This is a genomic window from uncultured Polaribacter sp., from assembly GCF_947495205.1.
Taxonomy (GTDB): Bacteria; Bacteroidota; Bacteroidia; order Flavobacteriales; family Flavobacteriaceae; genus Polaribacter.
Map to the genome: position 1 here is coordinate 258,354 of NZ_CANLXV010000002.1, position 24,883 is coordinate 283,236.

Genomic DNA, 24,883 nt, shown 5'->3' on the forward strand with positions numbered 1-24,883 from the left:
AACAACTATGAATTTTATAAAAAACAACATAACGTTACTGCTATTCATAGCCATTTCTTTTTATGGAAGAACGTATGGTCAAAAAGTAGAACGTCCTTTTATTTTAGTAAAGGCTTCAGAAAGACAAACAGTTTTAGATAAAATTAAAACAGCACCTTGGGCATCTAAAATTTATAAAAATCTAAAAGAAAAAACAGATTTACAAATCGATGATTTTTACCAAAGCCCAAAAAAATACCTTAAAAATCTGCCTTTTAATTGGCTAGAAGGAAAAGAAAACGACTTCCCTCCTTTTTTGAAAACAGATCATGTAGAAAACGGAAAACATAAAAACTTAGACAATGCTACGGATAAAGAATGGGCTCCAGCAGCAGCGCTAATTAACTATTTGCAAATCGGTATAGATTGTGGCACAATGTATTTTATTACGCAAGATGAAAAATACGCGTATATGGCAAGTAGTATTTTGTATTCTTTTGTAAAATCTGTGCAGAAATCCAAATTATCAGATTGGCATGGTAGAGGTGGTTGGTTATTTCCTTATGATGGTTTTAGAGAAGTGCGTGTAATTGGTTATAAAGTTCCGTTAGTTTATGATTTTGTGGCAAATTATCTTAAAAATGGAGGAAATGCATTTGATATCATTCAAAATAAAAAAGTATCTTTTCCTATTGATGAACTTCAAAACGTATGCAGAACTTATGCAGATATTACTATAAATTATGGGCATACTGGTTCTAATCATTCCGTTTTAGAAGCACCAAGTTTGGTCTATAATGCTTTGGCTATGGATGATAAAAATGAACGCGAAAAATTATTGTCTTATTTTTTAACGGAAAACACAGAAAACCAAGACGCCCTAAACGTAATGGCAAAAAATTTTAAAAATAAAGGCAATATTTGGCCAGAAACATCGGGTTATTTAAATCATTCTACATCAATTTTAACCAAATTAATGCTGGTTATAAGCAGGTATAATCCTGATTTAAATTTAGCAAAACAATACCAAAACATTTTATTTGCTTTACCAAGGTTAGATTATTTTGTATATCCAAATAACGAAATTGTAAGATGGGGAGATGGAAAAAGAAAAGGAAGCGCACCTTACAAAGCTTTTGACAATGCATATACCTTGGCAAAAATGTATAATTTAGAAGAAATTACACAAGAAATTGGATCACTTTTAAAAAATGCAATCCAAAAAGGGAAATACAAAAGAAATGAAATAGAGGCCTTATTTTGGCACAATACTGTTGATGAAAAACCAGTTGCCATACAACTGCCAAGAACAGACAGAGTATACCATGCAGGTATTGTAATGCAAAGAAACATAAGCAGTACAAAAAACCCTAAAGATGGTTTAATGGGTTTTGTTGGTGGAGCAGCCATGGTACATGGTCATGCAGAAGGTATGAACATAGAGTTGTACGGAGAAGGACAAGTTTTAGGAGTAGATAATGGAAATGGTAAATACGGCAAAGATATTCATGAAAATTACTCCAGAATATTTGCTGCACATAATGCAGTAATTGTAAACGGAGCTTCACAAGGTGAAGGAGGTTGGGTAAATTTAGGAATGAACACGGTTCAGTTGATTTCAGTAGAACCTAAAGTTGGGGAAAAAGGGGTTGCACCAAACTTTTCTTTCAGTCAAACTAGTTTTGAAGATACTGGTGGAGATAAAGCAGAAGCAACTCAAGAAAGAACTTTAGGCTTAATTAGAACATCGCCAACAACTGGTTATTATGTTGATGTATTTCGTTCTAAATCTAAATTACCAAATGAATATCATGATTATTTGTATCATAACATTGGTGATAAACTAGTTTTTTCTAACGAAGATTTAAAGCTAAAAAAGACACCAAATAGATACATGGAAAGTGCTCGTTTAAAATGGACAAGAAGATCTTATAGAAATCCAGGATGGCACTTTTTTAAAGATGTAAAAACTTCTAAAGCATATGCTAATACTGTAAAAGCTACTTTTAATGTAAAAAAGTTAAAAGGAGATGATTTGTTTATGCAATTGCATATGCCAGGTTTTCAAAACAGAACGTACACCAAAGTAAAGGCACCACACACTTTTAAGGCTCCAAAACCTTATGATAAATTGCCAACACCAACACTTGTAATAAGAAATCATGGAGAGGCTTGGAAAAACCCATTTGTAGTAGTTTATGAGCCTTATAATGAAAAAGAAAAACCAACCATACAATCAGTTGTAAAATTAGAGCAAAATGGTATTTATAAAGGATTAGTGATAGAAAGTAAAACTCCTAATGCACATTTATTTCAATATGTAATTACGCAATCTAAAAACCAAGTTTTTAAAAATAAAGACATTTATTTTAAAGGATCTTATGCGGTTATTACTTTAAATGAAAACAAAACCTTACAAAGTATTTACATAGGTGAAGGCGATAAATTAATCTTCAAAAACACAGAAATTACTACTAATTCTTCAAAAGCATATTTTAAATCTTATCATTAAAAAAGTATATTGTAGCATTTTTTGGGTTTTACAATTGTTTCTCAAATACAATTAATTGCAACTTTTAAAAAAGTTTTAGCACCCGAAAATTCTTAAAAATAAAAACTCAGGATTTATTAATCCTGAGTTTTTAAAACCAACACACTTGTTAGTTTAGTGTCTAAATCATCCTTAGAGAATAAAATATATTTTGGTTACTTCAGTTTTTTTAGTAGGATGTTTTTATACTCCACCTTCATTGGTGGCCCCACATGAACTTGAACACCAATAAAACCTTTATTAGACCTATTTATTTCATCCAAATCTTTAACTTCACTCATTAAAACACCATTTACATAGTGCTGCATTAGGTTATCTTTTACTATTAAATGCATGTTGTTCCAATCATTATCTTTAATAACCGCTTTTAATTCTTTTTTGTTTCCTAAAGAATTTACTACACTTCTGGTTTGCCAACAGTTTCTTTTTACGTTTTTTCTAATATTTGAAGTTGGTATGCTATCTGGCATTGTTTCAATAATAACTTTTTCGCCAATGTAAGCTAGCGTAGTACGCTTTTTCTCTTCGTAATTTTGTCCTACAAATCGTTTTTTACCATCAATATCAGATTGATAACCTCTTAAAGCAAAAGGCTTATTTTTAATCTTTTCACTTCTGTAATTTACGCCACTATTTCCAGATTTTGAAATTCTATAGGCCAATTTTAATTCAAAATTAGCAGGTTGCTCTTTTTCATAAATCACAAAAGAGTTGCTTTTTAAAATAGTTTCTGGGGTAACCTCTCCAATTAAAATACCATCTTTTACAGACCAATACGTTTTATCTCCACTCCAACCTTCTAGGTTTTCACCATTAAAAATAGGTGTAAAGTCATTATCGTTTTTATTTTCACAAGCTAAAAAGCAGACGATAAAACAAGCTGATAATACATATAAGGTTAAATATTGAATTCTTCTCATTGTTGTTTTTTTAATGTTTATTTCTCTTTTTTACCTCTACTTAAATATACTGTGTATTAAGATTAAATTAATTTTGAAATTTTATAATTTAATCAAACTTTTCGGCTTTAATTTGACTTCTTTTTGGTTTGGTAATTTAACAGGCTTTATTTCAGGAATTCCAAATTTAATACTACTCTTGGCATTGGTATAAATATCTTTCATAATTAAATTTATAAAAGTTTCTTCGGCTTCAGCAGCATTAGTATAACCATTAATTTCATAAGTAACAGTATAAATTATTTTTCCTGTAACATTTGTCTTTATAGATGTTAAAGCTGTATTTGATTTAAAACTTTGTTTAATTTTTTTTGTAAAATCTGCATTGCAAGACTTTGAAAAAAGGCTATTATTGATCTTAATATTATCATCACTCAAATCAATAATTAAAGGATTTTTTGTGTTTGTATCTCCAATTTTCTTTCCTTTATAAGTAACTAAAATATCAATATTTTTAAATAATATTTCTTCATTAGAATCATTAATTCTACTAATATTTTTAGTCCCATTCCATTTACTTTCAAGTTTTTTATTCAAACTTGATGAAACAGAAGAATTTTTAAAATTTGATTGAATAAAAAAATAAAATCCTAAGATAGAAAACACAATAATTGATAGTATCAGCACTTTCTTTTTCATCTTTTAATCTTTAGTAATTTTGCTTTTCCACCAATTCTCATTGGGTTTAAAATCTTTAGATAATACTTTTAACCTGTTTTTTTCAAGAGATTTCCACTTATTATTTTTGATGTTTAAACGTCTTTTATGATGTTGAATACTATCAAATGTTTTGTCCTTTTTTGGATATTTTGCATTTACCTCTTTTAACCAAGAAAATAAGGTGCTACTTAATTGTTTTACAATTGTCGGATGCTTTTGACTTACATTCAATTTATCATGTTCTGTGGATGGTAGTCTATATAATTCCTGACGATTATCTTCCCAATAATGAATTAATTTCCAACCATTTTGTTGAATAATAGACGAAGGTTCGCCGCCTTGATTGCCATAATGTGGATAATGCCAAAACAAAGGCCTGTTATTATCAATTTCTTTTCCTTCTAAAAGCGGTTTTAAACTTATGCCATCTTTATGTTGTTCTGGTTGTAAAGGAATGTTTGCCAAATCTAAAAGTGTAGGATAAAAATCTGTACTAATTACAGGGAAATCTAATGCATTTACTTTATTTTTTAACCAAGGAACTTTCATAAAAAAAGGAGCTCTAATACCACCTTCCCATTGATAACCTTTACCGCCTCTTAAAGGCAAATTACTAGTGGCATAATTATCTCCAGAAGCTACGCCTCCATTATCTGAAGTAAAAACTACAATGGTATTTTTATCGAGATTATTATCCTTTAAGGCTTTTAAAACAATACCAACTGCATCATCTACAGTTGCTACCAAACCTGCGTAAATAGGATTGTCTTGTACTTGCCTTACTGGTAAAACACGTTCCATTTTAAAACCAGAATTGGCAATTCCTAAACGCTCTGCTTTATCTCTGTATTTGTTCCACTTGGTTTCTGTGGTTTGTATGGGTGCATGCACTGCGTAAAAAGACAAAAAAGCAAAAAATGTGCTATCTTTTTGTTGATGAATAAATTCAGCGGTTTCTTTTGCCAAACGAATGGTTAAGTTTTCTCCTTTTTGATTATCCTTTAGCTTTGGATTGTTAAAAGGCGCGAAAAAACCTGCGGATGGTCCTCCTCTATGATAACCTCCTTTATTAATATCAAAACCATGGTCTTCTGGATATGAACCTTTGTTTCCTAAGTGCCATTTTCCTGCAAAAAAAGTAGTGTAATTATTTTTTTGAAAAGTTTCTGCAATTGTTACCTCTTCCTTAGCCAAAGATTGTACATAATTGGCAGGTAACATTTTATCAAATCTGTTTCTTTTTCTCCAGTTTTCTCCTGTTTTTGCACCTATCCAATCTGTAATTCCATGGCGCGCAGTAAACTTACCTGTTAAAATACTAGCTCTAGAAGGGCTACAAACCCTACTAGCTGCATAACCTTGCATAAACTGTGTACTTTGTGTAGCTAGCTTATTTATATTTGGTGTTTCATAGAAAGTGCTGCCTGTTACTGCTAAATCATGATAACCTAAATCATCAACTAAAATAAAAAGTACATTGGGTTTTCTATGCTTACTAATAGCTTCTTTTTTACAATTAAAAAAAAGAAATGGAATTAATAAGATTAGTACTTTAAAATGCTGAAACACTTTTATTTTAGTAATTTATATCTTGATTATTTTTTTTACAAAACCATTGTTTTGATCATTGTTAGATAAAAAATACACACCTTCATTTAAGTCGCTTATATCAATACTTTCAGATGCTGATTTTACATTTATCTCACGTACTTTAGCTCCTAAAATGTTTCTAATTGTTAACTTGGTGTTTAAAGGCAAATTAGTAATTTGAATTTTCCCTGAAGTAGGATTAGGATAAATAGCTACTTCATTTATATTAAGATTTTCTGTAGATAAAGAAGCATCAAAACATGAAGATTCTGTATTATTTAAATTTTGTGCAACTGAATCTGACACATTACTTCTTCTTAAAACCATTTTATCCATAAAAAAAGAATTTGATCTTGCATCTACGATTATAGCATAATTCCCAGGAGTATTAAAAGTTGCCCAAATAAATCTAAAAGAATTTCCATCATTTGTGTTGGTTACAAAACCCCAACGACTTTCTACAGGAAGATTTACCGGGTGTCTGTTCATAAAAGCTTTAAAATATCCATTTGTACTGCTACCTTCAGGACAATCTCTATCTGGATTGTTGGTACAATTAGGTTTTGGTTCTAAAGCAGGTGTAGCAGTTGCACTGCTTTGTTTTGTAGCATAAAAATCATCTGCTTCTATGCGTAACCAAGCATCATTGTGCTCTCCTCCAGAAGTACCTTTTCCTATACGACCACGCCATGCAAGTCTGTAAGTACCTGGATTGTTAATTTTTATGTTGTACGTTATGGGTGATCCAGAAAGTCTGCTAAAAGACTCTGCACCATTCCAAAAAATATAATTAATAGTAGCTCCTTCTAAATTTGGATCTGGCTCACTACCAATTTCCCAATTAGACCCAGTTGGCAAAATACCAGATTCCATTTCTATAGTTAAAATACCGTCTTTCTCTTCAAAAGGTAGCGTACCATTACATGCTACAGTTTGAGCATAAAAACTGATTGAAGTTAAAAACAACAAGAAAAAAGTATATGTAAATTTAGATTTCATTTTAAATTGTATTGAAATTATTTTTTTGGAAAATTAGTACTTTTTTCGCGTTGTGCCATCCTGTTCTGTAAGGTTTTATTTTAGAATTTCTGGTAAGATATTTTGTAGTTTCCAGAACCTAAAATCATCTCTTTTTTATCACCAAAAGAAGCATCGTTTATTTGTAAAGTTTCCAATTCTTTTTGATTTAAAATAATTTTAGCTTTTGTGTTAAAAGGTACTTCAAGATTCATAATTAATTTATTATTTTGAAGTTTCCAATTGTTTTTAATATTTCCATAAGGTGTTGGCACTGTAACTTTAGTATTGGTGATTTTAGGAGAAAACTCTGGATTTACCGTAAATAATTGAAAACCTGGTTTTTCTAAAGATGATTTTATTCCGCCTAAAGATTCAAAGAAATAAGCAGCAAAACCACTGTGCATTGGGTGATTTAAGGAGTTTGTTGGTCCTTCTAAATCTTCCCAAATAAACTGGCGCTCTGGCCATGTGGTAAATCCTGAATTCATTACATATGTTTGACTTGGAAAATCTGGAGTTGTTAAAATTTGATATGCTAAATCTGCTTTACCATATTGAGACAAAACGGTATAAATATATCTGTTTCCATGAATTCCTGTGGAATGATGACCTTCTTTTACATTAACTATATTATGTACCAAACCATTTACAACTGTTTCAATTGCTGCTTTTGGAACCATACCAAATTGTAAAGCTTGTACTGTTGCTGTTTGACTTTGATACCATTTGTGTTTGGTGTTAGGAATATCAACCAAAAACTCTTTGTTAAAAGCCTTTAACAAGGCTTCTTTTTCTTGTTTCATTTTTGCTTCATAAACAGCATCATTATTCATTTTGGCAAAAGTTTCCATAACACCTAAAATATCATAGAAATACGCATTTGCAGAAATTATTGGATCACATTCCATAGCACTTGGGTTCTTTCTTCTGTCCCAAAGTGGCGGACACCAATCTCCCATACCATCTTGCATAATTCCGTTTTCTCCTTTAAAATTCAAGTAAAAATCTGTTAAACCTTTCATAGGTTCATAATACTCTTTTACAATTTCATCATCACCATAAAATTTATAATTATACCATGGTAAATACATTGTAGCAACTCCCCAATCTATCTTTGCATAAGTTGATGTTCTTTTACCTGGAGCAATCATGGTAGGTACTTGAAACTTTAATTCTGGATTATTATGCCCTTTTATTGGGCGCATTTGTGTTTTAATATCTTCCATGTATTTTTTATAAAAATCATACATATCATAATTATACAAAGCGTACTCACAAAACGCATGTGCATCTCCTAACCAACCACATTTTTCTCTGTGCGGACAATCTTCTGGAATTCCATGAACATTATCTACAATTGTCCATTTACTAATACTGTGCATTTTGTTTAATAATGCATCAGAAGACGTAAAACTTCCTGTTTCTTTTATGTCTGTAGCTACCAAAACTGCTTTAATCATGGCAGCATCTGGTTTTCTAGAAATTCCTGTAATTTTTGCATATCTAAAACCATGATAACTAAATTTTGGTTCCCAAGATTCTACACCTTCACCTTTACAAATGTATTTATAAATCTGTGTCATTCCATTTGCGCCACCACCTGTAGAGCCTTTAAAAATATCTTTTCCGTTTGTTAACAAAGCCTCTGTGGTAATTACATCTATGAGTTGTCCTTTTTTTCCTTCAACATTTAATTTTACCCAACCTGCAATATTTTGTCCAAAATCTACAATCCATTCTCCATCTGCACCTTTAAACACTTTTTGAGGTGCTAATTCTTGCAATTTCTTAATTGGTGGAATTTGACTTGCGCTAATTTTCTTTAATCTTGGTGATATTTCTTTTGAATTTCTCCAAGAACTATCATTATAACCAACAGTATTCCATTTTCCTATTTCGTAACGCGCATCATACGTGTCTCCACCATAAATATTATTAAAAACGATTGGTCCCGTACTTTCTTTCCAATTTTTGTCTGTATAAAAATCTAATGAAGTGCCATCTTCATAATTTAACTTTAATAAAAACTTTACAGTTGGTGGGCCATACGCCATATCTTTTTCAGATTCTGGGTCTCTTTTCCAAGAAATATCTTGTCCGTAAAAGCCATTTCCTAAAATAATTCCGAAGGCATTTTTGCCAGATTGTAGTTCTTTTGTAATATCATAATTTACGTAATAAGCCTGTTTATCATAATTAGAAGGTGCAGGATCTAAGACATGATCGCCTACTTTTTCTCCATTTAAAAACAACTCATAATAACCTAAACCACAAATATATACCTGTGCATTTGCTACTTTTTTATCAATTTTAAGTTCGTTTCTAAAATAACTAGCTGCAAAACCATTTACTTTTTTTGCAGGTAAATCTTTCATTCTACCTGTTTTATAATTTCTAAATTGGTAAGGAGAAGTTCTGGTATCTTTATTAAGGCTAATCCATTTAGCATCGCCCCAGTTCTTTTTATCAATCAAACCCATTGTGAATTCTTGATTATCAGACCATTTTGAAGGAGCTCCTTTTTCATCCCAAATTTTTACCTTCCAAAAGTATTTTTGAATTGCTTTTAAAGGTTTTCCTTGATATTTAACGAAAGCAGACTTCTTACTTTTTGTTTTATTAGAATTCCAAATATCCGCATCATTTTCATTCAATTTATCTTCTTTTGATGCCACTAAAATGTGATATGCTGATTGCGATTTATCAAATCCTTCAGCAGCTACAATCCAAGAAAATAAAGGCTGTTTACTTTCTATAGTTGATGGGTTTTGTTTGCTATTTACCAATAAATTTTTAAAAGAAACTGTTTTTTTTGATGACGAATCTTTTTGGCATGCTACAGAAAATATAGCCAAAATTATTAATAAAAGTAGCGCTTGTTTTTTTATCATTTTAAAAGTTTAGTTTAATAAATAATTGATGAAATTACTTGAAATTTTGCAAGGTGTTATCCTGTAGTCTCATGTTTACAGAGTAAATACTAATAGTTAAAACAACTAAGTAGCATTTGCTGTTATAATGTAAACCGTAGTTAAAAGTCATATTTACATATGTTAAATTAACACAAATATACTCTATATTATCATTAAAAACAGGATAGAACAGGATAGAAGATATTCTGTATATTAAGAATTTGGCAAAAAATTAAGAGTTTTTTGCGCAAAAACCTCAACAAAATTTAAACTCAACTACAAATAAACATTAAAATGAAAAAACAATTAAAAAATTTAAAAATTAGTGCCATTACGGGTATTTTTCTTTTTTCTCTAATTATATCTTACTCTTGTTCTCAAAATGAGGATTTGGAAAATATGAGCAATGAATCTTCAATAACAGAAGATAGTAGCGATTTATCTGCCAAAAAACAAAGTCCTAAAAGTTTAAGTGGAACCTGTGACAATCCGCGTAGATCAGACGGCCAATATTATCGCCAATATGAGTCTACTGATGTTGGTGCAGGTACTGATGTAATTTCCAAAACGGCAGTTAATGGTAGAAATGTAGATGTAATAAAATTTCTAGATGATAGAACATGTGGTTACAACTACAGCCAAAGTGGTAATAGAGGAATTTATAGACTAAAATCAGGAAGTAATAAATTCGATTCTCCTCTTCAACCTAGAATTGAACGCACAACAAGAAAAGTAGATAGAAAACAAGGTAATTTTGTAAGTGTTGAAGGTTATGTAAACGTAAAACGTGTAGGAGGCAGAAATAGTGGAACTTTTGGTTTTAATGATCCAAGAGATCAAAGAGGTACTTACATTATTCAAGCCAAGGGTAAACATTATAATAGAACTATTGGATCTCCAGATCCTGCTATTTTATTAATTGTGGCTAAAGATAGAGGTAATGGAACAGTTGACCTATGGGCAGAACAAATAAAAGCACGTGGTGGTTCAAGTAATACGGGAAGAGAAATGAAAAAACTTGCAAACGTAGCAAAAAACCAGAGGTTCAAATTAAAAATGACCAATGGCTTTAGCACTTCCACTAAGCAATATGTTAAAATTGAAATCAACAATAGTGAAGTACACACCTTTGATGTACCAAATACTAAAGTAACAATTGATGGTGTGCAAAAATTCCAAACAGGTAGAGATGCTAAAATAAGATTTGGTGCATACAGATGTCATAATGGAGAAGCAAATATTGAATGGAGTGATGTTAAGCATGATTTTCAAGATTAAATAAAATTCACAAAAATGGCTGTCTTATAATTAAGACAGCTTTTTGTGATTTGAAAAATTCGAATGCGTAACTCATAAACTGGCAAAACACTATCGTAATCTTTCAAGTATTTTAATTTTAAAATAGCTACCATAGTATGTCTTTTTAAATACAATCAAAGAAAAAGTAAAACCTTTTTTAAATATGTATTCTAAGTGCTACACTATTTTTTGATGCATTGCTTATAGATAGTGCAACTGGTAAAATACCCAAAATAATAAACTGGAAATCTATTTTAATTTCTAATTATTATCTGAAATTAAAGTATGTTATTTTAACATAATTATTATCAAAATTAACATAAATATCAGGATAGTACAGGATAGTAATATTTTAACGAGGCACTAATTTTAGGTCATTAACAAATTAATTTTATTAATCATGAAGAAAATAATAACAACTTTTATGAAAATAAGTGTAGTATTTACACTTTTAATTGCAACCTCATGTTCTAATGAAGAAGAACTTATAGAAAACCAGAGTCTAGAATTAGAAAACACGCAACTAGAAAAAACAGAATTGACACCTGCTGAATTATTGGCGCGAACTACCTGTAGCGAAACTAGCTTCCCTAATTTAGGTCCAAGTGCAGCTAGTGGTCAAGTAAGCGGATGTAATGATTCTTCTAGTCCTAATAACATCGGTACGTTAGATTGTAGATCATCAGCTTCATTTGGAGGATATGCTAATGTAGGTGGTGGATTTGGTAGGTACCGTTTAACAGGATCTACTGATAGGTTTGATGGAACAAGAACACGTGTAGAACGCTTTTTTAACCGAGTAAATAGAGGTAGTAATAAATCTACCACTTTAAACTATGAATTTATAGTAGACGAGGTAAGTAGTGGGCGTACTTGCATTGCACAAGTGCATGCCGAAGGCGAAATTAAAGAAGGACTTAGAAAAGGAAGAACTGCTAGAAGTGCCGTTTTTCTATTATACATTAAAAAGGCAAATAGACGAGATCGTCTAGGTAGAGAAATTTATACTGCTGAAATTAGTGAATCTACAAATCCTTTTGTGACTGGAAGTAATGGTGGAGGAACTAGAACAACTACATTTTTAAGAAATATTACACAAGGAATTCGATATACTTTATCTTGTAAAACTGGGTATGACAATTCTAGTATGCAACTTGCAGAATCTACTGTAACTATATCTGGAGGAGGAAATACCAGAAGTAGAACTTTAGAACATACATACACTACAGAAGGAGCTACAACTCGCTATGGCGCTTATGAAGCTTGTGATACCTGTAGTGATGATAGATTTCAAATTAGAATTAGAAATGTACAATTATGTAGAACAAATTAAAAGTATTTTAATTTCCAGTAATAAAAAGAGGCTGTCTGTATAGGCGGTCTCTTTTATTTTATGAAAGTTCTAAAACTTAGAAATTATTTTATTGCAATCTCTTTACAAAAACTCATATCAATTATTTCAAATTATATAATTGAATATTTCAGGTAGCTTTTTTAATTTATAAAGAATTGCCAATACCTACTAAAACAACAGATAAAAGTATTACCACAATACCAGCTGTAATTGTCCATTTAGTTTTTTTAGCAACGCCTTTCCATTCCTTTCTGTAGATTCCCCATAAATTGGCCGTTAAAATAATGGTAGACATATGCAAAATCCAAGAGCTAGCGCCATTGCCTAATTTACTTTCTCCCATTCCATAAAAGAAAAACTGTAAAAACCAGATAGTTCCTGCAAATGCAGAAAACAATATATTTTTACCAATTGGCGTATTTTTGTTTGTAAAATCTTTATATGATTTATTTTTAATACTTAAAAAGATAGTCCAAATTAAGTTGGTTGTTAAACCACCCCAGAGAATTACTACAAAAGTAACGTTATTAGCAAATAAATGATCATAACCAGCAGCTACTGCAGCATCTGCAAGTGGCTTCCCTCCTTCTATACCAAAGCTAAAAAATGAACTTAAAATACCTGAAATTACAGCGACAATTAATCCTTTTGTAAGATTAAATTCTAAAACACTTTCTTTTTTCTCTTCATCAGATAGTTCTTTTTCTTTCATCATGCCTGCCTTTCCTGAAAGTGCAATACCCAACAAACAAACTAAAACACCTAATAAAACTACTTGTCCTCCTGCAGAAGATAACATCTCTGTAAATGAAGTTTTACCTTCTTCTGGATTAAAATTATAGTAAATTGATGGAACAATAGCACCAAAAGCAGCACAAAAACCTAAAACAACAGAGTTTCCTAGAGACATTCCTAAATAACGAACGCCTAAACCATAAGACAAACCACCAACTCCCCAAAGTAAGCCCATTAAAAACGTAAAACTTAAAATAGCACTAGAGCTTGATGCTATAATATCTATAAAACCAGGCACCGTTAAATATGCTGCAATTGGCGGTACAATTAACCAAGACATTACACCACCAACCATCCAATAGCTTTCCCAAGCCCAACCTTTTACTTTGTTATAAGGCATGTAAAAACTACCAGCTGCTACACCGCCTAATGAATGAAATAATACGCCTAAAATTGCTTGCATAATTTTGTTATTTATTACTTTTTGTTGGTTGTTGGTTGTTGGTTGTTGGTTGTTGGTTGTTGGTTAAAAAACTAACAAATTTTAACCACTCGTAAATTTAAAATATTTCCTAATTTTTCTATTTTATTGGCAATATGACCAACACCAATAGCACAATGATGAGATGGCCCTTGTTTAGACCATTCGTTCATAAAATTTCTTGCTCCTATTGAAAATCGATAACGACTATTTGTATTTCCTATCTGTAACACAGGTCCTTCTACAGATTCGCCTTCTGCAACTAATAAAAACACATCATCTTTACCTTCAACAACAGACAAGAGTGTTACAGGACCATGCTTCACTGTCATTTGAATAGACAACCCTTTTCCCGGTTTTCCATGATAGACTGGTAATGGCACTAATTGAACATTGCCTTCTGCTATCGCAAAATGTGCAGGTCCATCATGACCTAGCATAACGATATCATCGTTAAAATCCATCGCATAAAACTCAGAGAATGAACCACCAACACCAAAAGCATCCATAATTTTCATGGCTTGTGCATTTTTTACTTCATATTCTCCTGCAACGGGCACATTTTTTCCTGTTAATAAGGTATTTCCTGCAATAACAGAGGTTACAATATTTTCATATTCATTGGCATTTTCACCTTCATAATAATACGCTAAAGAACCTAAATCGTGATTTCCTACCAATTTATCTAGAGCTATTGATGTTTTTGCTGCGCGAATTAATTCTTCATCTTCACAAGCATCAAGCACTTCAAACGTATTTTTAAATTCTTCTAATTTTTCATCAATTTCAACACTAGTTACAGCATCTCTGTACTTTTTTACTTCACACATTTCTACAATTTCTATGTGTGTACCAAAAGCAGCAGATTGTTTGGTTAAATCGGAGTATACATCTAACATGCCAGCATAATAATGTCCTAGTACACCTAATCTGTTATTTTGCATTACAGAAGCTACTTTCGTCGCATCAATCCAATCCTCAATTTCGTCCCAAACAAATTGTTCACCTAAATATCCTGTTACAAATTCGTAGTCCATTCCTGCACGATTAAATACATTCGCAAATTCTGGAACAGAACACGCCTGACAATGCGCTAACCACTCACCCGTCATTTTTCCACGATCGCCCAACGCATTAAAACTTTCATAATCTATAGCAGCAACTGGCTGTATGTTTAAAATAACCACAGGACATTTTACTTTTTGCACAACTGGTAATACTGTTGATGACAAAGCATACGTTGAGATATATAAAAACAAGATATCTACGTCTTCTTTTTTTAGCACCTCCGCTTTTTCCCTTGCAACCACAGGAGAATCTACCAATCCAACATTTACAACCTCAGCACCAAAACTTTCCATTTTAGTAGCAATTTGTTGTTGGTAACCTTCTAAACGTTCTAACAGTCCTTCAAACTGTGGCCAATAGGTATCTAAGCCAATACCAAATAATCCTACTTTTATCATTATTCTATTTATTTTTATTTTAGTTTTAACTTAGTACTTAACTTCACTTTTAACTCTTTAACTAATTCTGGGTGTTCTTCAGCTATATTCTTTGTTTCTTTTTCTCTTGCTGTGTGATTATATAATTCTACAAACCCATCCTTATGTAGTGTCATTCTATGTGTTGAAGTTCTGATAGTTGAAGCTTTATTGTTGTAAGATACAGCATAGTGACCTTTAGCATTCGGCTCTACTAATATTTGTTTTAGAGACGCACCATGAGCATAATCAGGGGTTTCAATTTCTGCTAAATCACATAATGTTGGAAAAATATCGACTGTTTCTACAATTGCATCTGTATTCGTCCCTTCATGTTTCATTCCTGGGTAATGAATTATTAAAGGAGCATGTAACGATTCCTCAAACAAACTATGTTTACCCCAAATCGCATGTTCTCCAAGATGCCAACCATGGTCTCCCCAAAGTACCACAATAGTGTTTTTATCTGCTCCTGTTTTTTTTAATGCTGCAAGAATTTTACCTACTTGGGCATCAGCATAACTTACACACGCAGCATAATGACGACGAACCTCATTCGCAAAATCAGCATCTTTATTAGGGTTTTTACCCCAACGCTTGTATTTCATAAATTCACCAGATCCATGCCATGTTGTTCTTCCTTTTGGTTTTTTAGGGTGTTTTATTTCGGGTAAGTCAACACCATCATACCTATCATAATATGTTTTTGGCGCACCAAAAGGCAGGTGTGGTTTAATAATTCCGACAGCAAGAAAAAATGGTTTTTCTTTATTACTGGCAAGTGCTCCTAATTGTTTCACAGCTTCATCTGTAATTGCTCCATCTGGATAAATGTTGTCATCTCCCTCTATTGTTTGAAAAACATCCATACTGCCTGATTTCACTCGGATTTCACCATTAGCCAATCCATGCATCATTCCTCGTGGGTGTTCCCATTCTGCAACTGGCATCAAATGCTTATCCCACGCATTGGGCATTTCTACTTTTGTACTATCATTCCAATTTTTTCCTCCTCTACCTCCAGGATGATGAGACACTTTTCCAACGGAAACCGTTGTATAGCCAGATGTTCTAAACCACTCTGGGATACTTTTATCTACTTTTTGAGTGCCTTTTTTTATTTTTTTTGCTCTACTAAACAGTGCATTGTTTCCAGCTGGTCCATACTGCCCTGTTAATAAGGTATATCTTGATGGACCACAACTTGGCGAGTTTACAAAATGTTTTTGGAATTTAATTCCTTTTTCCGCTAAAGCATCAATATTAGGTGAGCTAATATAATCTGCTCCAAAACTCTTTAATTCTGGACGAAGGTCATCTACACAAATAAGCAGTACATTAGGATTTTGAACAATTTTTTCTTTTTGACAATTCATCAGAAAGAAAAAAAATAACAAAACGAAAAAAATAGAATCTATTTTTTTAACTATCATTATTATGTTTTTTATCGTGTTCATCAATCTTTTAAAAATTTATAGTTACGTTAAACTTCTATATACAATGCACTTACTTTTTTTAATCGATTGGTGTCTAATTCCACACCAAAACCAGGTTTTGGTTGATAAGAATAATAACCGTTAGCGTCTTTTTTAGTGGCAGTACTTTGCAAGCATTCTAGATACAGTTTAGAATCTTCTTTTTTCTCAATCGCTTCTACCCAAGTGGCTCCAACGCCAATTGCAATTTGTTGCCACGCAGAACATGCAGGCCCAACTAAACTATCGTCACCAATCATTACTTTTGCACCTATTTCCTTTACTTTATGCGCTAATTTTGCTGTATGGGTTAAACTTCCCATCGTAGATGGATGCAAATTGTAAATGTGTCCCATACCTTTTTGCATCGTTTTAATTCCTTTCCAAGCAGGACGCATTGGCGCATCTGGAATTAAAGTTAAATCGCCAACCATTTCTTGCAATTGTATCCATTGCTTTGTTTTTAAATTTGCAGGATCCTCTATTGCATTTAAACCATTAGCACTAAGACGATTTAAAATACCTTTTAATTGATCTAATGATTTCCACTTTTTATAGCCTTTATTTACATCTGAAATTACTACAGCTTCATCACCTAAAACGCCTCTAATCGTTTTAAGTAATTTCATATCTACTTTTTCATCACCATACATTTTAAATTTTAGATGATGTGCAAGATTTTGTTCGATACTTTTTTCTGCTTCTTCTCTAACTTTTTTCTCGTCCTTATCTAGAATACAATACAATCCTGGTACTGATTTAGTTCCTCTTAAACCTAGTAATTCAACAGCAGATTTGTTTTGCAATCGGCCTGATAGATCTAAAAGCGCCATATCTAAAGATTCTAACATTTTTAGAGATCGTTTAGAACCCAAAACTTGTTCTGATGCCAATATTTTTTGCGCTTCACCTATCGTTAATCCTTTAAATTGCTTTAAATAGTTAACCCAAGCTGTAGGTTTAAAATCTGGATTATTTTTTGAGGCTGGTGTTTCTGTCCAACCATAAAAATTTCCTGATGATATTTTTATAAATAAATGCTGACGATTGTGCCAAGTTCCCCAAGAAAAATAACGAGGTATGTTAATATCATATCGAAATATTTCGATTTTTGTAATTTTTTCGTTTAAATATTCATTTCCATTTTTAGTTCCGCAAGCGGATAATAATGGATATGAAACGCCCATAACTCCAAGAGCTGACATGCTTTTTATAAACTGGCGTCTATTTGTTTTCATATTTTTTTACCAAGAATCATTCATAGAAGTTAGTAATTCTGCCAACTCTGTTTTCATTTTATTATCTAAAGTTGGATTTTCTCCCCAAATATTTTTCATTTGATAAGGATCTTCTGCATCATGATATAAATAATGAAACTTTTCGCCATTTTCGTGTTTTACAACAGCATAGGTGTAGTCTTTCGTTCTAAAACCTCTAGCATCTCCATTAGAAGCAAAACTTTTTCCTCCAAAATACAATTGTTTTTCTGGACGATTTACGGGTTTATCAAAAAATACATCTACAAAATTTTTACCATCAACCGCGTTTGGTATTTTATCTTCCAATCCCATTAAACCTAAAATTGTTGGCATATAATCAGGCACACTTAATAAAATATCATCTTTTTTTGGTTTTACCTTTTTTGGATAATGCACAATTAAAGGAATTTTATAAGCCTCATTAAACCATACATTTTTATGCATTAAACCTTGACTTCCTAACATTTCTCCATGATCTGCAGAAAACACAATAATGGTATTTTCATACAATCCTGCTTCTTTTAGTTTTGCAATCACACGTCCTATTTGATCATCAACTCCATTTACTGATGCAAAATAATCTGTAGCTTGGTCTAATCGTTTTTCTACACCATGATCGCCTCTTTTTAAATCATAGTTATCATTAAATTGCACATTTGGTCTATTTAAAACGTCTTTATGAGTCATACCTTCATAACGTTTTCTGTAACGTTCTGGCACTTGTTTAAATGGCGTATGTGGTGGGTTTATAGACCAAAATAAGGCGAAAGGTTCCTCGGCTTTTCTTTGGTTTTCCTCGTTTTTCAGGTAATCGACAATAACATCAGCCTCATGTTCTGCAGACCATTGTTTGGGATAGACTTTATCATTTTCTCCACCATTGGTGGTCCAATAATACGGGCTATTATGCCTATTATGCGTGCCATAAGCATACCAAAAAGAAAATCCATGTCTTCGATCTGGCGGACACCAGGTATCCCAAACACGTTTTACGTCTGGTGGTGTTGGCTCTGGACCATCTAAATGCCATTTACCCACATAACCTGCGCTGTAACCATTTTCTACTAAAACATCTGAAAAACAAATTTCATCTTTCTTTAAAAAATTACCCAAAGCTGTTCTTTGAGAATTACAATTTTCTACAACTCCTGTTGAAATTGGATAACGACCCGTCATTAACATAGCTCTATATGGGCTACACAACGGATTGTTTGCTACGGCTTCACTAAAAAACACACCTTCCTTTGCCAATTGATCTAAATTGGGCGTATGCACAGGATCTTCTTTTAAAAACCCTAATGAAGCTTGGCGATATTGGTCTGCAAAAATGAAGAGCAAATTGGGTTTGGTTTTTTCCATTTCTTTTTTTAGCTCGGTTTTACAGGAGTATGCACTGCATAAAATCAATCCAAAAACAATTACTTTACCCCAAATATTCATATTTAATTTACTTTTTAAAATATTTTTTCTGTAGTTCTTTAAAAATTAGAATTCACTAGTATTTTATAAACTCAACTACCACTGGCCCTAACAATCCTGAAGGTTGTAAGTTAGATTCAGGCTTAATATCATCAGTTACCAACCAAGTATATTTTGCTTCTTCTGGTCTTTGTTTATCTTTAATTAATTGGTTTCTCCAAAGGTTAACTACTTCAATTTCTAATTGGTTTTCTCCTTTTTGTATCGCTTTTGATATGTTTAAACGATAAGGTGCTATCCAAACACCTCCTAAATCTTTTCCATTCAATTTTACTTTAGCCATTACAGAAAGTTTGCCTAAGTTGATATAAACTTCTTGATTTTTTGGAAGTTTATCCACATTAAAGGTTGTGGTATAATTTGCAGAACCAGAATAATGTTTTATTTGTTCATTTTGTGAGATTGACCAATCTTCTAAAGCACTAAAAAAAACAGGCTCTTTTGGACCAATTTCTTTGTTTAAAAAATCTACAGTAAACGACTCTTTTAACTCAGTTATCTTTTCAAAACTTGGAAAATTTTTGGAATTCATTGGTTTTGCTAATGATTTATTTTCTTTAGCAAATACAACAAACCAACTCTGAGTAGCCTTTAATTTTAAAGGGATTTTTATCCCTGTTTCAGTAATTTCAAAATCAGGCAATGCTCTGATTTCTCCTGAAACTGCATCCCACAATTGTGGTTTTAATTTTTTATTGACCCTAAATACTGAAGCTATTTCTATTTCCTTATTACTTTGGTTAGTGATAAAATACACATCCATTTCTGATGTATTTCTATGCGTCCATAATACTGGTGCATCATCAGCAATGGCAACATCTTTTGTTAGGTTTAAATCTGAAAAAACTTCTGTTAGTTCGTAACCATCAAATAGTTTTCCTTGTCCGTATTGTTTGGTCATTTTGCCTTGTTCGTAATTCCCATCCCACATTTTGTTGGCGATAGTTTTGACGATATCGTCACTTGATGGATAATTTTCTAAACTTGGTGATTTTTCTGGTTTCTGCCCTAAAATTATTCCACCTTGTGCTACTAAACTCTCTATCTTCTGCAATAATTCTGGTCGCATTGTTTTAAATGGAGGCAACACCATTACTTTGTAAGACATGCCATCTGGCAATACAAAACGTCCGTCTTTTACGGATAATCTGTTTAAAATAACCTCAGCATTAATGTAATCATAAGAATAACCTTTAGGAATTTCAGGAACTCTTCCACCTGTCATTATTGGAGCACCTTCTCCAATAAAATAGCACACATCAGCTACATATTTTCCTTGTTGTAATAAATATTGACAGCGACGCAAATAATCAAAATAAGTATCCGCTTGACGGAACCACGTATTATGACGATTAAATTCTGTACCAAACCAAGCGTTCATTCCTGGTTTTCGGCTATCATCTGGCTGTTGAATGTACAAATGTAAGACAAAATGATTGATGCCTTCTGTTAATGCCCAGTCTCCTCGTTTTTTTAGCATTGCAGGATGTCTTAAATAGGTTTTTCTGGCAGATGTAAATGCTTCTGCAGAAGTTATGGGTTTTCCGTAAGTATGTGCTGTAGATGAAGAGGCTTTACATTCAATATTTCCTAAAGTGCCTTCGTTCCAAAACTCGCCAGCAATTAAATCAGATTGACCTCCATACATCATAAATTCTCCAGGAAACCCCCAATGACCGTAGTTTTCTAACCAAGTTTTAAGGTTGTGTTTATTACTTGCTTTTTTTAAGGCACCAACGTATTCATACGCCACATCATCTGCAATAGTTCGTCTTAAATCCCAAAGAAAACGCTCTGATTCGTCAACACTTCCTACAATTCTACCTGAAAGAACTGGTAAATATTTTACAGGGTTGTAACCGTATTTTTCTTTAAATTTTACTTCATAATTATCGGTCCAGTTTTGAGAACCCATTTCGTAACTGTCTGCAATTACATATTTAAAAGCAGGTTTGCTTTCTTCTGGAATTCTCTTTAGCAATTCGCCCACAAAATTATCGAAGTGATATTGCACCAGTTCGCTATTCATTTTATCAATTTCGTAACCTACACCTTGTGGTGCAGCAGGCGCATTTTTGGTTCCTGTAGGTGTCATCCCTAATCTTAAAATAGTCCAATTACCTTTTGGAGCATTCCATTTTAAATGTCCATTTTCATCAATTTTATCGCTAATATCAATAATTTCATCAGGGTTTATACTTAAATTTTCTGATTGTAATTCATCTTGCTTTTTAAATATATAGGTATTCCAATTGGGTTTAGGAGATGTGTGCATTTTACCCAACTGTTTTTCTATATATTTCTCTAAAACTGGAGCTTCTGAAATGTTGATATCTGCAATACCATAACCTCCATTTCTAACAATTCTAAAATCAGTAAATTTCAATTTGAACTGTTTTGCTTTTACATCTGGTAAATCTGTGGCATAAGCACCCTTTTTTATAGGCCCCACATTTGGTGTCATTCTAATACGATTGAAGGGAAACTTTTTGATTACTTTTTCTTTACCGTTAATTGTAGCAGATAACGTTACGTTACAAGTAAATGGTTTGCTAGGTACTATAGCAATAGAACGTGCTGTAATCACATCCTCCATTGTAAAGGTTATTTCTAATGCTTTTTCCTTTTCGGGTACAAAACTAATATCAGTATTGATGTTTCCATCAATTAAACCACTAACATTTAAATTGTAATTATTTGTTACTTTTGTAGAAATATGTTGAATACTTTTATCTTCTTCAGGAAGCGCTTTAAAAGCTAATGTGTGCGTATCTTGAAATTTATTGATAGGTTGTTTCAGTTGAATATTAACTAGCTTTCCGCCTTTAACTTTCGTTTCACTAAAGGTTAAATAGCGCATCGCTTTTTCAGCATCTACCCAGGGGCCACCACTTTGACTCCAACCAGGGCAATTAAAAACGCCAATATCTACACCAATTCGTTTTCCTTCAACTACGGCGTGTACCATATGAGACCACCAATCTTCACTTAGCATGGGTACTTTACCGTCTTTACGAGCAGGATTGATGTTACCAATTAAAGCACCACCAATACCTGCTTTTTTCATCACCTCTAAATCTTTGGTAATCCCTTCTTTAGAAATGTCGTCATTAATCCAATACCAGTAACACCATAAATTGTTATCTGGTGTTGGGTTCACAAAACCAGATTGAATATCATTATAATTTTGTGAATTCTTACAGCCTGTTAAAAACAGAAATAAACAAATAAGTGTTACTATTTTTTTCATAATTATGTTATGCAATTATTTATATGAGGCATTGATTTTCCAGGTACCAGATTGTGCTTTAAACTTTAAAAAATCTTTAGTTTCGCTATCAAACGCAAATCCTTTCAACGATTTTTTATTTTTCCCTTTATTCCAGACACATCTGTTGTTTACAAAAACCTTTTGGATTACTTTATTATTTTTAGGAATTCCAATAATGGCAGTGGTTTGTTTTGGCGAATCTAAATCTAATTGATATGCAACATCACTAGAAACTATTGCTAATTTTATTTGCCCTTTTACCGTTGGAATCGTTTTCTTTAGTTGTTTTATATGAAGTAATTTTGGCATAATTTCATATTCGCTCCAAGCAGCTTTAGTTGGCGCAACACCCGCAATATATTTTGAAAGAATTTTATTAGAACCATTCCAAGCATGGTTGTAACTGCCGCCTCTTGGAAACATTTCATATAAAGTAGACATCGATTTTTTATCTACCTGACTTTGGTACTGGTCTTTCATTCTTGCCAAAGATGCTTTGTGTCTATCTGCAATACACATGGCTTCTTCTACCACCCATTCAAAATGCGGACTAGAAAAACGGTTTGGTATTAAAACATTATCTACCACTTGGTTATAAAACTTTGGATTAGCAATACCAGAAACTAAAGCTATGGCATTAGCCCTATCATCTTTTAAATTTTGAGCATCACTACTGTAAAATCCGTTTTTCCAATATACATTTTCAAATGCAGGTTTCATAGTTTCCATTCTTTTAGTATACCAAATAATATCTTCTGTTTTTCCCAGAACCTCAGCCATTTTTTTTGCTTCTTTTAAAGCTAAATAATAAAATGCCGCCTGAATTGGTTCTTTATCAATGGTGTTTTTCACACCCCAATCTGCCCAATCCCAAGCATCTGGACTTTTCTTAATGCGATATTCTGGCAAGCCATTCTCTTGCATTGGAAATAATTTTAGATAATTATAGGCGTAAGGATAAGCGTGCTCTAAAGTTTCTAAATCGCCAGTATTTAAATAATAAGGCCAAATACATTGCGCAATAAATTGTAAACTTTGCGTAACTAATTCACGAACTCTAAGTGGTCCTAAAGCTCCTAAAACATCATTTTCACTAAATGCCGTAGTTTGTAAAATTGCTTTTTTAAGCAGTTGTCTTCCTGCATTATCCATGGCATAGAACAAATATCCTGTTTGGTCTGCTACATCTCCAATCCATAATGCACGTTCTCTATCTGGGCAATCCATAAAGTTGTCACGGGCACACACAAACAAGGTGTTATTTCCCATCCACCATAAACGATTGTAAAAAGGATCGTCTATTTCAAATTTACCCGCCATTTCACCTACGCTCATCCAACGGTATTTTAAGGCTTTTACTTTAACACCTTCTGGAATAGTGTAACGTATTTCATTACCATTCATCCATGAAAAACTCTCGAATTTCTGGGTTCCTGCTTTTGTAATATAAGTTGCCGTAATTTTGTTTAATCGGTTATCTGTTGTTACAAAAATGGTATCACCTGCTTTGGCTTCTACTTCTAAATAAGGTGTAATTTGCTTATTAAAAGGTAATTTACATTTAATGGTTTTTCCTTTACTTGTAAATGGAAATTGCAAATCGTCATGATTTTTGTAATTCTGTAAACCATGATTGATTAATTGAGGTACAATGTTAGGCTCTAAGTTGTACCAAGGTGCTACACCTGCATTTCCTTTTTCTGTAGCTTTTGACCAATTGCTATCGTCAAAATTAGACATATACCAAGCGTTTTCAGTCCAATCATTCATTGCGTTTTGCGCGTTAAACTGAACAGAATATTGCACTAATGATCTACTAGCAGGTGCAATTGTGTGGTTATATCCTGGATGCTGTTTTGCTTTCCAACTTTTGTTAGAAACTAATTTTTGATCTCCTATTTGAGCCGAAAATAATAAACCGCCTTTTCCACTATCTATATGGGTACCTTTATGAGTTTCTCGCCCCCAATACCAAGCTAAAATGGCTATTGTGTTTTTTCCTTTTTTTAAATAAGGTTGAATATTAACTGTTTCGTACCAAGAATTGGTTGGCGTTATTTTTTTCTTCCTGTTCCATTTTCCTGCCTGACTTGGCCCTCTTGAAAGGCCACCTTCAAAAAGCACCATTTCACCATTAATCCACAACCAAAACTTGCTGTCTACGCTTATGTGCGCTTCAACAATTTCTGGAATCTCATCTACAGCAATCGTTTTTCTAAAACTCATCCAAGTATTAGTAGGTCCATCTTCTTGTTGCCAAATCCATTGGGCATTTTGCCAGTTAGGAGCACTGGCAAATAATGTAATAGGCGTTAAAAAAATTATTGCAAGAAAGAATAATATGCCTAAGTTAGTTCTATTTTTTTTTGTCATTT

At 32.5% G+C, this 24,883-nt stretch carries 15 protein-coding genes; 3 read left to right on the top strand and 12 right to left on the bottom strand.

The window, feature by feature from the left end; all coding sequences use genetic code 11:
- The first annotated feature begins 7 nt into the window (after positions 1-7).
- Positions 8-2,491 (top strand): heparinase II/III family protein, encoded by a 2,484-nt coding sequence (locus Q0762_RS03210; protein WP_298763480.1) that lies wholly within the window; start codon positions 8-10, stop codon positions 2,489-2,491.
- 194 nt (positions 2,492-2,685) lie between these two features.
- Here Q0762_RS03210 and Q0762_RS03215 read toward each other — a convergent pair whose 3' ends face one another.
- From Q0762_RS03215 to Q0762_RS03235, 5 genes are all read right to left on the bottom strand, one after another.
- A complete protein-coding gene (locus Q0762_RS03215; RefSeq protein WP_298763481.1) occupies positions 2,686-3,450 on the bottom strand; it encodes a DUF1080 domain-containing protein in 765 nt (254 codons plus the stop codon).
- Positions 3,451-3,531: 81 nt separating this feature from the next.
- Entirely contained in the window at positions 3,532-4,128 is a 597-nt protein-coding gene (locus tag Q0762_RS03220; protein WP_298763483.1) for a hypothetical protein, read from the bottom strand.
- Positions 4,129-4,131: 3 nt separating this feature from the next.
- Positions 4,132-5,718 carry a sulfatase gene (locus tag Q0762_RS03225; protein ID WP_298763485.1) on the bottom strand — a complete coding sequence of 529 codons (1,587 nt, stop codon included), beginning with the start codon at positions 5,716-5,718 and terminating at the stop codon, positions 4,132-4,134.
- A 15-nt stretch (positions 5,719-5,733) separates the two neighbouring features.
- Entirely contained in the window at positions 5,734-6,738 is a 1,005-nt protein-coding gene (locus Q0762_RS03230; RefSeq protein WP_298763486.1) for a T9SS type A sorting domain-containing protein, read from the bottom strand.
- 80 nt (positions 6,739-6,818) lie between these two features.
- Positions 6,819-9,650 carry an alpha-L-rhamnosidase gene (locus Q0762_RS03235; RefSeq protein WP_298763488.1) on the bottom strand — a complete coding sequence of 944 codons (2,832 nt, stop codon included), beginning with the start codon at positions 9,648-9,650 and terminating at the stop codon, positions 6,819-6,821.
- 315 nt (positions 9,651-9,965) lie between these two features.
- On the opposite strand from Q0762_RS03235, the gene Q0762_RS03240 reads away from it, so the two are divergent.
- Positions 9,966-10,949: a hypothetical protein gene (locus tag Q0762_RS03240; RefSeq protein WP_298763489.1), complete on the top strand. Its 984-nt coding sequence runs from the start codon at positions 9,966-9,968 to the stop codon at positions 10,947-10,949.
- 421 nt (positions 10,950-11,370) lie between these two features.
- Positions 11,371-12,303, top strand: coding sequence for a hypothetical protein (locus tag Q0762_RS03245; protein ID WP_298763491.1), 933 nt, complete (start codon positions 11,371-11,373; stop codon positions 12,301-12,303).
- Positions 12,304-12,469: 166 nt separating this feature from the next.
- Here Q0762_RS03245 and rhaT read toward each other — a convergent pair whose 3' ends face one another.
- The 7 genes from rhaT to Q0762_RS03280 form a co-directional block, all read right to left on the bottom strand.
- The gene (gene rhaT, locus Q0762_RS03250) at positions 12,470-13,522 is read right to left on the bottom strand and encodes an L-rhamnose/proton symporter RhaT (RefSeq protein ID WP_298763494.1); all 1,053 of its coding nucleotides are present in this window, start codon (positions 13,520-13,522) and stop codon (positions 12,470-12,472) included.
- 71 nt (positions 13,523-13,593) lie between these two features.
- Positions 13,594-15,006 (bottom strand): L-fucose/L-arabinose isomerase family protein, encoded by a 1,413-nt coding sequence (locus Q0762_RS03255; protein WP_298763497.1) that lies wholly within the window; start codon positions 15,004-15,006, stop codon positions 13,594-13,596.
- Between the two features lie 14 nt (positions 15,007-15,020).
- Positions 15,021-16,400: a sulfatase gene (locus Q0762_RS03260; protein ID WP_298763498.1), complete on the bottom strand. Its 1,380-nt coding sequence runs from the start codon at positions 16,398-16,400 to the stop codon at positions 15,021-15,023.
- Between the two features lie 107 nt (positions 16,401-16,507).
- Positions 16,508-17,737 (bottom strand): mandelate racemase/muconate lactonizing enzyme family protein, encoded by a 1,230-nt coding sequence (locus Q0762_RS03265; RefSeq protein WP_298763501.1) that lies wholly within the window; start codon positions 17,735-17,737, stop codon positions 16,508-16,510.
- A 6-nt stretch (positions 17,738-17,743) separates the two neighbouring features.
- Positions 17,744-19,117 (bottom strand): sulfatase, encoded by a 1,374-nt coding sequence (locus tag Q0762_RS03270; protein ID WP_298763504.1) that lies wholly within the window; start codon positions 19,115-19,117, stop codon positions 17,744-17,746.
- A gap of 136 nt (positions 19,118-19,253) precedes the next feature.
- The gene (locus tag Q0762_RS03275; RefSeq protein ID WP_298763506.1) at positions 19,254-22,487 is read right to left on the bottom strand and encodes a glycosyl hydrolase; all 3,234 of its coding nucleotides are present in this window, start codon (positions 22,485-22,487) and stop codon (positions 19,254-19,256) included.
- A gap of 15 nt (positions 22,488-22,502) precedes the next feature.
- Positions 22,503-24,881, bottom strand: coding sequence for a hypothetical protein (locus Q0762_RS03280; protein ID WP_298763508.1), 2,379 nt, complete (start codon positions 24,879-24,881; stop codon positions 22,503-22,505).
- Positions 24,882-24,883 lie beyond the last annotated feature (2 nt).

What these genes read in the sequence shown, in the direction of transcription:
- Q0762_RS03215 (WP_298763481.1), bottom strand. Translation starts at nt 3,450, where the DNA reads ATGAGAAGAATTCAATATTTAACCTTATATGTATTATCAGCTTGTTTT.
- Q0762_RS03260 (WP_298763498.1), bottom strand. Translation starts at nt 16,400, where the DNA reads ATGAATTGTCAAAAAGAAAAAATTGTTCAAAATCCTAATGTACTGCTT.
- Q0762_RS03245 (WP_298763491.1), top strand. Translation starts at nt 11,371, where the DNA reads ATGAAGAAAATAATAACAACTTTTATGAAAATAAGTGTAGTATTTACA.
- Q0762_RS03265 (WP_298763501.1), bottom strand. Translation starts at nt 17,737, where the DNA reads ATGAAAACAAATAGACGCCAGTTTATAAAAAGCATGTCAGCTCTTGGA.
- Q0762_RS03270 (WP_298763504.1), bottom strand. Translation starts at nt 19,117, where the DNA reads ATGGAAAAAACCAAACCCAATTTGCTCTTCATTTTTGCAGACCAATAT.
- Q0762_RS03210 (WP_298763480.1), top strand. Translation starts at nt 8, where the DNA reads ATGAATTTTATAAAAAACAACATAACGTTACTGCTATTCATAGCCATT.
- Q0762_RS03220 (WP_298763483.1), bottom strand. Translation starts at nt 4,128, where the DNA reads ATGAAAAAGAAAGTGCTGATACTATCAATTATTGTGTTTTCTATCTTA.
- Q0762_RS03275 (WP_298763506.1), bottom strand. Translation starts at nt 22,487, where the DNA reads ATGAAAAAAATAGTAACACTTATTTGTTTATTTCTGTTTTTAACAGGC.
- Q0762_RS03280 (WP_298763508.1), bottom strand. Translation starts at nt 24,881, where the DNA reads ATGACAAAAAAAAATAGAACTAACTTAGGCATATTATTCTTTCTTGCA.
- Q0762_RS03230 (WP_298763486.1), bottom strand. Translation starts at nt 6,738, where the DNA reads ATGAAATCTAAATTTACATATACTTTTTTCTTGTTGTTTTTAACTTCA.
- Q0762_RS03255 (WP_298763497.1), bottom strand. Translation starts at nt 15,006, where the DNA reads ATGATAAAAGTAGGATTATTTGGTATTGGCTTAGATACCTATTGGCCA.
- rhaT (WP_298763494.1), bottom strand. Translation starts at nt 13,522, where the DNA reads ATGCAAGCAATTTTAGGCGTATTATTTCATTCATTAGGCGGTGTAGCA.
- Q0762_RS03240 (WP_298763489.1), top strand. Translation starts at nt 9,966, where the DNA reads ATGAAAAAACAATTAAAAAATTTAAAAATTAGTGCCATTACGGGTATT.
- Q0762_RS03235 (WP_298763488.1), bottom strand. Translation starts at nt 9,650, where the DNA reads ATGATAAAAAAACAAGCGCTACTTTTATTAATAATTTTGGCTATATTT.